Here is an 11,410-nt window from a genome sequence, read left to right as displayed (position 1 = left end):
TCCTGTATACCTGTATATATGATGCGCTTTCTATTACAATTATAGGATTCCGCTTGGTTTGCATGACCTGCAATATGGACATTTCACCGGGGTAAAAAGGACTTTATGCCATCTGGAGGAGGGAACTGATGGATTCGGCCAACCATACGCTAAAAGGGGAGTATTTCTTCCGGGGCAATCTCCTGTTATATGTGAACCGCGCTACCGAGACCTATGATCTTCCGCTTCACTCCCATGACTTCATGGAGCTGACCTTCGTGGCCGAGGGCAAAGGCTTTCATTATATCGGCCAGAAGGCTCACCCGACCGGCAAGGGCCAGCTGCACTTCATTCCTGTCGGCGTGTCCCATGTCTTCCGTCCGTCTTCACCCAGCTCTCTGCGCGAGCCGCTCGTCGTGTACAATTGTTTGTTTAAGCCGGAGCTGCTGGACCGTCTTGCCTGCGTGATTCAAGACCCGCCGATTGCCTCCTACCTGGAGCAGATCAGAGAACAACGGCTGCCTTCCTTCTCCCTGACGGATCTGAATGGTTCCATAGAGAACCTGTTTCTGGCGCTTCACCGTGAGCTTCACCTGCCGCAGAGCGGCTCGGACAGCTATTTGCTGACCCTGTTCATTCAGCTTCTGATCAGTATCTACAGGCTGGAGCATGATGAGATTCAGTTTCCGTTGGGCAAGCAGACGCAATTTTTGCAGATTCTGAATTATGTCCACCTGAACTATGTGCAGGAGATTACCCTGACGCATCTCTCACGCAGCTTCGACTGGAGTGAACGGCATCTTCAGCGGCTATTCAAGGCGCATACCGGGCAGACCTTCTACCGGTACCTGCAGAACGTCCGGATTCAGAAAAGCTGTCTGCTGCTGGTCCAGCAGCCCAATTCGCCCGTTCACCTCATTGCAGAGCAGGTAGGCTACCGCGATCCGTCAACGTTCAATCTGGTGTTCAAGCGGATTATCGGTACCACACCGGGGATCTACCGGCAAACACCGGGAAGGAAACAGATGGAAGCGGTGAACCCGGAGGAACAACTTTAACGCGGAATCATTGATGTTATCAGGAAATAGTGTTAGGCTATCAACGGTAAACTCCATTCCAGCTACACAGAAAGGTAGTCCTATGATTAAAGTTCAACACCTGTCCTTCTCCTTCCCGCAAAAAGAGCTCTACACTGACATTTCGTTTACGCTCGAAGAGGCGCAGCATTGCGCTTTTATCGGAACCAGCGGCAGCGGAAAAAGCACCCTGATCGATATTCTCATCGACCGGAACAGATATTTGTTCGACGGTACAATAGAGATGGAGCCTGATTGCAGCATCGGGTATGTGAGCCAGTTCGCCAAGCCTGACCAGTCTCTAGACACCACCGTGTTTGAATATATAGCCGGACCTTTCATTAAGCTACAGGAGGAAATACAGCTCATCTGCACTGAGATGGAGACCTCGGCGGATATTGAGCCGCTGCTGGAGAAGTATCAACTGGCTCTGGACGCTTTTGAGGCTTTGGGCGGAGATGATTACGAGAGTCTTATTCATAAAAAGCTGAATCTGGCAGACCTCATGAAGCGCAGGGATCTCAAGGTATCCGAGCTGAGCGGCGGGGAATTCAAGCTTGTTCAGGTAATGAAGGAAATGCTGAACCGCCCCGACTTCCTGATTATGGATGAGCCGGATGTCTTCCTGGACTTCGAGAACCTGAATGCGCTCCGGCAGCTGATTAACGCTCATAAGGGAATTCTGCTGGTGGTTACGCACAACCGTTATCTGCTTAACCATTGTTTTAACAAAATCATTCACCTGGAGAATAAGGAGCTCCAAGAGTTTGACGGCCGCTACCTGGAATACAACCTCTCCCTCCTTCAGACCAAAATAGAGCTGCAGGAGCTGGCCCTCGCTGAACAGGAAGAGATTGAGCGCAACGATGTGATCATCGACAACCTCCGGGCGATCGCCACGTATAATTCAGAAGCCTCCAGAGGGAGAGCGCTGAAAGCGAGAGTGAAGTTCCAGGAAAGACTGGAGGCCCGCAGAATCAAAGCGCCGTTCGTGGACATTAAGCAGCCGCAGATTCATTTGGGGATGGTGCATGAGCCGCAGGACACTGACGCTCCTGTAGTGACAGTCCAGGATTACCGGGCGGCCTTCGATGAGCTGCTGCTGGACAAGGTTAGCTTCGAGCTGCATGCTGGTGATAAAGTCGCCCTGATCGGTCCGAACGGTACCGGCAAAACAACCCTGCTGCGCGATATTGCGCGGGGCCGGCACGACTCTATAACCCTCAGTCCAGAGGCAGCGGTAGCTTATCTGTCCCAGCTTCAAGGCGAAGTGCTGAACGATTCCAACACCCTGCTCGAAGAATTCATCGAGGCCGGGATGGCTACGTATGATGAGATCCGCTCCCATCTGGCAGGCTACGGCTTTGAAGGCGAGATCGTGAACCAGAGAATAGCAGCCCTGTCCGGCGGCGAAAAGAATTTGTTACAGCTGGCCAAGGTGTCTGCCCTGAAGGCCAATGTCCTGCTGCTAGACGAGCCGACCAGCCATCTGGACACCTACACGCAAATCGCGCTGGACCAAGCCATCCAGGAGTACAAGGGCGCGATTCTTATGATCTCCCATGACTTCTATTCCGTAGTCAACGGGATGGATTATGTGCTGATCATTGACGATAAGACGGTCCGCAAAATGACGATCAAGAAATTCAAGAAGATGATTTATGCCCGGCATTTCGATAAAGATTATCTGGAGCTGGAGCAGAAGAAGAAAGCAGCCGAGACCCGGGTAGAACTGGCGCTGAAGGATAATAATTTTGAGCTTGCCAAGAGTCTGGTAGTCGAGCTGGAAGAACTGATTAAGCTGATGTAAGCAGACAAGAACAGTTATATGTTCAAAAAAAGGCCGCCAATTTCGGCAGGGTGTGTGAAAACTCTCCTGCCGAAATGGCGGCCTTATTGATGTGCATTACCCTGCCTGGACGGGCAGATCAGACGCAAGAATCAGGCAAAAGCCACATGAACCGTATGGATCTCATAAGGCTTGAAATCAAGCCGGATCGCAGGCCCCTCTACTGCCTCAGTATCCAGCGGGCGTTCCATCATATCACACACCTGCCAAGAGGCGGCGGAATAATCGCTGCTGACATTCGCAGTGCAGCGTGTTCCGGTGAACTCATGCAGCCGGACGATACAGCCGCTGCCGTCTTCGGCCAGCTTCACAGCATCGATCGCAATGTTCGGGGCATCGCAGATGATCAGGGATTTGCCGGCTCCGGCAGTGTAGGCTCCTTCGACGGCCAGCAGCGGCTGGTTCAGCGCCCATGCTTCCTGCACCGTGCCCGCAGCCACCCAATCCCCTTCATGCGGAAGCAGCGCATACGTGAAGTTATGCTCGCCCTGATCCGCCAGCCGGTCAGGGCTGGTTGCCGATTTGATCAGCGACAGCCGCATCGTATGATCCTTGATGTCATAGCCGTATTTGCAGTCATTCAGCAGGCTGACCCCGTAGCCCCGCTCCGACAGATCGGCCCACTGATGGCCCACGCTCTCGAACCGCGCGTAATCCCAGCTTGTATTCCAGTGAGTCGGCCGCTTCACATTGCCGAACTGGATATCATAGGTCGCTTCCGTAGCCCTCACGGCAACCGGGAAGGCCGCCTTCAGCAACTGGTGCTGCTCATGCCAGTCTACATAGGTCTCGAAATCAATCCGCGCGCTTCCGGCATAGACCTTGACCTTCTGGACAATGGAGGAATCCATATAACTCCAGGCGAATTCCAGCACCGCCTGGAGCGGGCCGCATTCGGTCAGCTTGACGGAGCGCAGATTGGTGATGACCTGCATTTTCTCCTGGTAGAAGAGGTCGATATCCCACGCATCAAACATCTTCGGCTTATCCTCGAACACTTGGAGTACATTGCCGCATTCGCCCGGTGCCAGCACCTCGCGTGCCGCGCCGCGGTCGAAGATCCGGCTTAGCTGTCCAGATGCATTCCACTCCAGAATATAATAAGGAGTCGTTAGTGTGGAATCCTGCCAGTGGAAAGGAACGGTAGGTTCCGGCTGAGCGGCTTCGGAACCGCCAGGCTCAGCGGCCACAATCACTGCGCTCCCCATTGCCGGGACCGCCGGCGTCTCCACCAGCCACTGCCCGCCGGAGCGCTGTGCAGTAAGCCGGTTACCTTCAGCATCTGTCCAGACAGCATTCTCCGCATCATGAGGCACAGTTGCCAGCCGGGGAGCGGTGAAGAATGCGCTGTTAAACAGCGTATATTCTGTCTGCACCGGGGCTTCCGCCGGAGGGAGGTCTGCTTGCGCCGCAAGCGAACCTTCGGCAGACGCAGACGCGGGACCGACAAGTCCCTCCACAGCCGCTGTCCGCGCCGCTAGGCCAAGCTGCTCTGCTTCGGCATATTCCACCCGGGAATCCTGGTACACCTCATGAATGGAGGAGCCGGGAATAATATCGTGGAACTGGTTGCGCAGAATGATCTGCCAGCCTTCCAGGAGCGCGTCCGCAGGATACTGGCCGAATCCGCCGCTCTCCGCCGCCCAGAGCATCTGCAGACATTCCGCTTCGCGGTATAGCAGCTCCAGCTTGCGGTTCATTTTTTTATTATAGGCCTGGCTGGTATAAGTTCCCCGGTGGTACTCCAGATATAGCTCCCCGTCCCAGGTATGCACATACTCCTCCGTAGCATCTATCGTCTCATGGAGACGCTCGAAGTACTCCGCTGCCCGGCCCGTCTTCACCTGTGGAAGACCCGGCATCGTATCCAGCCGCCGCCGCATCTCCAGCATCTCGCGGTTAACACCGCCGCCCCCGTCCCCGTAACCATAGGACAACAGCAGCTCACGGTTCAGGTTCTTGTCCCGGTACTGTTCCCAGATGCCCTGCACAGAGAAAGGCTCGATCAGGCCGTTATAGGTGTAATACCAGGCCCCCGAATCCGGTCCCTCGGGTGTGGTGATGAAGTGGGTCAGCACCTCACTGCCGTCAATCCCCCTCCACTGGAAGGTATCATGCGGCATCCGGTTGTACTGGCTCCAGCTGATCTTGGTGGTCATGAAGGTGTCAATACCCGACTTGCGCAGAATCTGCGGCAGCGCCCAGCTATACCCGAACACATCCGGCAGCCATAGATATTTGCAGTCCACCCCGAACTCCTCGCGGAAAAACTTCGTCCCGTACAGAATCTGCCGCACCAGCGACTCACCGCTCGTCAGATTGCAGTCCGCTTCCAGCCACATCGCCCCTCCGGCTTCCCAGCGGCCTTCCTCTACACGCTCTTTGATCTCACTGTAAATTTCCGGGTAATCCTGCTTGATATAGGCATAGAGCTGAGGCTGGGTCTGCAAAAAAATGTACTCCGGGAACTCCTTCATCAGCCGCAGTACGGTGGAGAAGGAGCGGGCCGCTTTCTCCCGGGTGTGGGTAAGCCGCCACAGCCAGGCCACATCGATGTGTGTATGGCCGATGGCGGTTACAGTTACGGGATGCTCCTGCTCCAGCCGGGACAGGTCTGCGAGCAGGCTTGACTCGGCCTCCTGAACTGAGGCATAGAACGCCGCGCTTCCGGGTCTGGACCAGTCCAGCTTGTTAAAGGCCTTGTTCAAGGCGGTTAGCAGCTCATGCTTCTGAATCTGGCTGTCTTGTAGCTGCTTGATCGTACCCAGCGCAGCCCGGCCGGTATAATAGAGATTGTCAGTGGACTCATCCAGATAGGCCAGCTCCGCCCGCTTGATCTTGTGCTCCTGCGGGATGAGCTGCCCGTCGCCGTTCAGGCCTGACCATAAGCGGAAGGTGAATTTCAGCTCCCGCCCAGCCGCGCCGTCTTCCAGAAATACCTCCTGATGGTTGGAGTCCACCCCCTGATAAGGCTTCCCGTCCAGGTACAGCAGCGATTCGAACCCGCTGTTATTGCCCCCGCCGGTACGTCCGAAATCGAACAGCCCGACAACACGTTTCCCCTGCCATTCGGCTGGAACGGTTACCTTGCGGTGCAGCCACAGATAAGCATCATAGCCGGTCCAATGCTCCCCTGTCCGCAGCTTCCTGTCACCATCAAGAACAGGCGGATAGGCACCATTAGCCCCCTCCAGATCCTCAGTAACCTGCCACTCCTCAAGCATAATCCCCTCACGGTACCTGTAACTCTCCAGCTCTCTCAACCGCGCCCCAAGCTTCTCTTCTGTCCAGAACATATTCATTTCCGTTCTCCTCCCTTATATAACACGTGTTATTAAACAAAAATTATGGCGGCCGGCCACCAATTGACGGTGCCGCTCCCCGGCCTGCTTCCAGCGGATTCAGAGGGATTTATCCCTCTGATCCCTCAGCTCCAAAGAACCCAATCCTAGCTTTCACACATCATTTCAACAGAGAAAGAACATCAAAACAAGCACTTACGCGCTTTCTCCCGCACGCAATATCGCAGGCAGCCAAATCTTGTCCGCCTGTTCCTTCTCCATGACCCCGTTCATCTGCTTCAGAAGGCAGCGGACTGCCTCCTCGCCCATGCTGACGTAGGGGATTTCCACGCAGCTTAGGGATGGCAGGCTAAGCCGGTGGCCCTGAATCGTATTGTCTGCCGCCATGATCCGTACATCTTCGCCGATGCGCAGGCCAAGCTTGTGCGCTGCCCGGTACAGATCGGGTATGGCGCTCGACCAGTTGACCAGCAGCGGCGCATAGGGCCGGCCGTTATCCGCCGCCAGTTGCTGCAGGCACCCGGCCCAGTCTCCCTGCTGCTCATCCAGTTGAATTATCACGGGCTGCAGTCCATGTGCCTTGCACCAGCCGGTATAAGCATCGCGGCGGTTCCGCTCCGCCCAGTTATCCGCGCTATCCCCATGGTATATCTCAGCGTAGGCCGGACCAGGCTGCTGCGCTGAACCTTCCCGCAGCAAATAATTCAGCGCGGTCTCCACACTGCCTGAATAATCGGCTAATACCGAATATACACCCTGCACCTCTGCGTACCCTTCCACTGAAACATACGGAATCCCGGCAGCTTCGATCTTGGCTGCCCATTCCATATCACCATAACTCGTGTGATCAAGCGTCACAATCCCGTCAATCTTCCGCTGATGATAGAGCTCCAGCAGCTCGGCCCGACCATTGGCGTTTCCCTTATGACGTGGAGAGCAGAGCAGTATATGATACCCGCTGAGCTCACACTCCCGCTGCATCCCTTCCAGAAGCCGGGTAAACAACGGATGGCGCGTATCTCCAAAGGCAGCAAGCGTCATGCTCTTTCCTGTCTTCATACTGCGTGCACCGGCGTCCACATGGTAATTCAGCTCACGGATGGCTTCCAGTACGGCTTCGCGCGTCTCCGCGCCAACCCCGATGCCGGGAGTATCATTCAGTACCGCAGAAACCACACTGCGGGACACTCCAGCCCGCTTGGCTACGTCAAAGCTGGTTACTCTTTTTTTACCCATATCAGCACCTCACCGAGAGTATAACACGTGTTATTAAAAGATGTATACCGTTTTCTCCAATCCCTGTGCCAGTCAAATTAGTCCTCTGAATTCCAGTCTCCTGAATTTTAATATCCGGCGTCTTCCCCTGCTCCACAGAATTTCATATTATTAATCATCTTCAAAATAGATGAATATCTACTACAGGAAACAGGCCCGTAAACTGCAAAAACGCAATCTACGGACCCCGGTTACTATTACAATTATTGATGCTAGTAGAACATCAGTCTTTAAATTGTGGATGGGCAAGATGAGGCCTGAAGGATTAAAAGAGTGAAGTCATTGGTGCTCTACTAGCTTCTTCATTGGTGCGGACCGGAAAGCTTGACTGCTTTTCCAATCGTGTCTGTTGCATATTCGCACTACCGCAAATCCAGCCATTCGATAGCCGCAGAGCCAGCCGCAGTGCTGACCGTCAGCTCATGGCTTCCTGCCTCCAGCCGTCCGCCGCTTACGATCCGCCTCGTCTGCCAATCCTGCCCGCAGCCGTTCACCCGGCCGATCTCCTGACCGTCCAGCTTCACCAGCAGCTCACTCTCCGGCCCGCACATCAGCACCCGCAACTCCAGAGCCAGCGAGTCCTGCGAGCCCCGCGACTCTCGCCAATCCTTCGGTCCCTTCGAGCCCTGCGACTCCCGACAATCCTTCGGTCCCTCCGGCTTCTGCGACTCCCGCCAGTGCTGGGGTCCCTCCCACTCCTGCGGACTCAGCCGCTCCGAATCCCGAACAGTGAAGGTATACGCCACCCAGTCCCCCTCCGCCAGCTCCACGCTAAGCCTCTCCTCAGGCTGCCAGGCTTCGCCGCGTCCATGCTGGAAATTGGGGGCCGTACGATTTCCCTCCACGAAGCGGAAATCCATGCCGTCCCCTTCACGGTAGCTGATACCTGCCGCCGCCTGCCTGCCGGGAGCGCGCCCGAAGCTGACACCGCTCCCCTTGTAACCATAAAAAATAGCGGGAATCCGCACCGGTAGCCGCCGCAACAAAGAGCAGACAACATCTGCATGGTACACACAGTTAACCAGGCTCAGATTGAGCAAATATTCGTCCAGTATCACCTGAGCCTCCACGCGCTCCGGCTTCGCGCCTCCCTCCAGATAACTGACCAGCTTGTGCCAGCCTTGCGGAAGGACGATGGAGCAGGGCGAATTATCCGTATCGAGCTTTTTCCAGGTCCAAAAGTTCCAGGAGATTCCGTGATCCTCAAACAACCGGAATGCACCGGCGTACCAGTCCTTGTTGTTCTCTCCGCCCTCCCCCATGAACAGCGGAACATTCAACTGCTCTCTAGCGTCCAGATACTTCTGAATGCTCTCGGTATCAGGGTTGTTCCAGTACTTATGAAACTGCAGCATCAGATTCTGGTCCGGCAGTTCATTGCCCGGCACCCCCTCGAAGATCGACCAGTCCGTCGCCCAGTGCACACCTTCGAGAATAATCATATGCCGGGCATCCACTTCCCTAATGGCTGCAATAATCTCGCGGTACAGCGGCATCACCTGATCGTTATACTCAGCGAACCACTCCGGCAGCGGCTCGTTCAGCAGGTCGTAGCCTGCCACGATCCATTCGTCCTTGTACCGCTCCGCGAGCATCTGCCAGATGGCGACCGTCAGCTGCTTGTTGTGCTCATCCGTGAACAGCTCCGGCAGATCCTGTACAGAGTCGTCGATATTCGCCCCGGTCTGGCCACCTGGTGCTCCGTGCAGATCCAGAATCGCATAGATTCTATAATCCCTGCACCAGCCGATAACCCGGTCCAGCCGCTGGAGATGCTCCTCGTGCCAGCTTGACCCGTCCTCTTCTCCCCGCAGGATATACCGCGCATTGATCGGAATCCGCACGGAGTTGAAGCCTTCTTCCGCAATCCGCGCGATATCCGCTTCGGCCACGTAACGGTCATAGTAGGTCTCCCAGAACACCTCCGCGTCCTCCGGACCGATCAGCTCTGTAATCATCGCCTCGATCCGGCGCGGACGGTCTCCCTGCTCCGGGAAACGCCACATGTAGCCTTCCGGAAGCAGCCAGCTCCCAAGCCCTACACCCCGCAGCAGCAGCTCGCGCCCTTCCCCGTTTCGGATCCGGTGTCCGTCCGCGTATAGAAATCCGTTTACTTCATTCTCTTCCCGGTGAATCATCTGTATTTCCTCCTATCACCCTTTGACGGCGCCATCAGCGATGCCATTCAGAATATATTTTTGCAGCAGCAGATATAGCACAACAACGGGCAGCATGGTCAGCACAAGCGAAGACAGAATCGCCGACCAGTCATTATTGCCGTACTGCCCGAACAGCATATTGGTGGACAGCAGCAGTGTATATTGATCGGCATCCGTGAGCATCAAGAGCGGCAGCAGGAAGTCATTCCACATCCACAGGAGATTGAGAATCGCTACAGTTGTCGTAATCGGCAGCAGAAGCGGAAAAATAATCGTCGTGAACAGCCTGAGCTCCCCGCACCCGTCGATCACCGCCGCTTCATCCAGATCCCGGGGGATCGATTTGACGAACCCGTGGTACAGGAAGATCGCCATCGACACCCCAAGTCCGATATAGATCAGGCCGAGGCCGAACGTTGAGCCCTGCACCGCCAGCTTCATGGAGATCCGGTTCAGCGAGATCATAATGGAATGAAACGGAATCAGCATCGACAGGACGAACAGGTTGAACAGGAAGGTGCTCAGTCTGCCGGGTGTTCTGGACAGCTTGTAGCCGGCCATGGATGAGAAGAGAATGATGCCGGTAAGGCCGGTACCCGCGACCGCCACAGTGTTGCCTAGACTGCGCAGGAAATTGGTTTTCTCAAAAGCATCGCTGTAATTGCCGAATTCCAGCTGCCGCGGAACGGCGAGAATATTGTTCATCATATCCCCTTCCGTCTTCAGAGAGTTCAGCACGCCCATATAGATCGGAAAGAGCGTAATTAATGCCCCGGCCAGCAGGATCAGAATAACGATTACCGAAGAGATTCTGCGCCGTGCCCCCGTACCCGGCTTAAATGTGGAATTCACCCGGACTGTGCTCATGCCTCCACCTCTCTTCGTTTCATGAGGCTCAGCTGGATCAGCGTGATCACCAGAACCGCCAGGAACAGGATCATGGCCTTGGCACTGGCGTAGCCGTAACGGCTGCTCATCTTGAACGCTTCCTCAAAAATATTCAGGGCCATGACCTGCGTCGCCCGCCCCGGCCCGCCCCCCGTGAGCGCGAACACGGCATCAAATGCCTTGAAGGAGCTGTTCAGCGTCACGAATATTCCAATCGTTACCGCAGGATAGACCATGGGCAGCGTGATGCTGCGGAAGGTCTGCCAGCTGTTCGCACCATCGATTGCGGCCGCCTCCTTGAGCGCATCCGGCACCCCTTGCAGCGCTGCAATATAGATCACCATCAGATAGCCAACGCCGCCCCACAGGGAGACAATGACAATCGCCAGAAAAGAATATTTCGGATCGCCGATCCACGACTGGTCCAGAAAGGCGAGTCCTGCATGCTCAGCGATATAAGGCAAAGCTTTGGTGAAGATGAACAGCCACATGAAGCCGCCGATAATCATGCTGATCATGTTAGGCATGAAGAAGATCGTCCGGAACCAGGCCTTGCTCCGGCTGCGTGATTCGATCAGGACCGCCAGCAGGACCGCCAGCACATTCTGCATTACAACCATAACGACTACAAATTTCAGGGTAAACCAGACTGAATCAATGAAAAAGGCATCATCCGTCAGCGCTTCGATATAATTGGAGAATCCCACCAGATGGTAGGCGGGATTCAGTCCGTTCCAGTCCGTGAAGCTGTACCATGCCCCGCCGAAGGCGGGAGCGAGCATGAATACGGCGTAGAACAGCAGCGCGGGAAACACGAAGGCCAGCAGGATGAAGGAACGTCTTCTTGCACGGCTTCCACTCATCTCTATCACTCCTATGCTG

The 11,410-nt window shown here is 55.4% G+C and carries 7 protein-coding genes; 2 read left to right on the top strand and 5 right to left on the bottom strand.

From position 1 onward, the window contains the following. Positions 1 to 128: 128 nt before the first annotated feature. Together C173_RS28880 and C173_RS28875 are read left to right on the top strand one after the other, a co-directional pair. On the top strand, positions 129 to 1,037 hold the full coding sequence (locus tag C173_RS28880) for a helix-turn-helix transcriptional regulator (protein ID WP_036731732.1): 909 nt from the start codon (positions 129 to 131) through the stop codon (positions 1,035 to 1,037). Between the two features lie 82 nt (positions 1,038 to 1,119). Next, a complete protein-coding gene (locus C173_RS28875; RefSeq protein ID WP_036731730.1) occupies positions 1,120 to 2,865 on the top strand; it encodes an ABC-F family ATP-binding cassette domain-containing protein in 1,746 nt (581 codons plus the stop codon). A gap of 131 nt (positions 2,866 to 2,996) precedes the next feature. Here the strand turns inward: C173_RS28875 and C173_RS28870 are convergent, their stop codons facing one another. From C173_RS28870 to C173_RS28850, 5 genes are all read right to left on the bottom strand, one after another. Then, positions 2,997 to 6,200, bottom strand: a complete 3,204-nt coding sequence (locus tag C173_RS28870) for an alpha-mannosidase (protein ID WP_036732132.1) — start codon at positions 6,198 to 6,200, stop codon at positions 2,997 to 2,999. A gap of 201 nt (positions 6,201 to 6,401) precedes the next feature. Beyond that, on the bottom strand, positions 6,402 to 7,442 hold the full coding sequence (locus C173_RS28865; protein WP_036731728.1) for a LacI family DNA-binding transcriptional regulator: 1,041 nt from the start codon (positions 7,440 to 7,442) through the stop codon (positions 6,402 to 6,404). A gap of 401 nt (positions 7,443 to 7,843) precedes the next feature. Further along, complete coding sequence (locus tag C173_RS28860) at positions 7,844 to 9,619, bottom strand: glycoside hydrolase family 5 protein (RefSeq protein ID WP_036731725.1); 1,776 nt, start codon at positions 9,617 to 9,619, stop codon at positions 7,844 to 7,846. A 15-nt stretch (positions 9,620 to 9,634) separates the two neighbouring features. Further along, positions 9,635 to 10,492 (bottom strand): carbohydrate ABC transporter permease, encoded by an 858-nt coding sequence (locus C173_RS28855; protein ID WP_235192063.1) that lies wholly within the window; start codon positions 10,490 to 10,492, stop codon positions 9,635 to 9,637. Between the two features lie 11 nt (positions 10,493 to 10,503). Continuing rightward, positions 10,504 to 11,391 (bottom strand): carbohydrate ABC transporter permease, encoded by an 888-nt coding sequence (locus tag C173_RS28850; protein WP_036731723.1) that lies wholly within the window; start codon positions 11,389 to 11,391, stop codon positions 10,504 to 10,506. Between the last annotated feature and the right edge of the window lie 19 nt (positions 11,392 to 11,410).

The sequence above is a fragment of the Paenibacillus sp. FSL R7-277 genome (assembly GCF_000517965.1).
GTDB classification, from domain to species: Bacteria; Bacillota; Bacilli; order Paenibacillales; family Paenibacillaceae; genus Paenibacillus_AQ; species Paenibacillus_AQ silagei.
The sequence above is the reverse complement of the archived record's forward strand: the minus strand, read 5'-3'. Positions and strand labels throughout refer to the sequence as shown.